This is a genomic window from Burkholderia sp. BCC1993, assembly GCF_905339865.1.
In the GTDB taxonomy this organism is placed as follows: domain Bacteria; phylum Pseudomonadota; class Gammaproteobacteria; order Burkholderiales; family Burkholderiaceae; genus Burkholderia.
Map to the genome: position 1 here is coordinate 1 of NZ_CAJPGZ010000087.1, position 224 is coordinate 224.

A 224-nucleotide genomic window follows, 5' to 3' on the forward strand; every position below is an offset into this window, starting at 1 on the left:
TGCACGCAACCCAGAGAGAATCGATGATCTCCCAATCCATCTTCAAGGCATATGACATTCGCGGTGTGGTCGGCAAGACGCTCGACGCCGACACGGCGCGCGCGATCGGCCGGGCCTTCGGCAGCGAAGTGCGCGCCCAGGGCGGCGACGCGGTCGTCGTCGCGCGCGACGGCCGCCTGTCGGGGCCCGAGCTCGTCGGCGCACTCGCCGATGGCCTGCGTGCG

1 pseudogene is annotated in these 224 nt (G+C 70.1%); it reads left to right on the forward strand.

Annotated elements, in window-relative coordinates:
* Positions 1–224, forward strand: a pseudogene (locus tag U4Y91_RS36695) (phosphomannomutase/phosphoglucomutase); the annotation flags it as partial.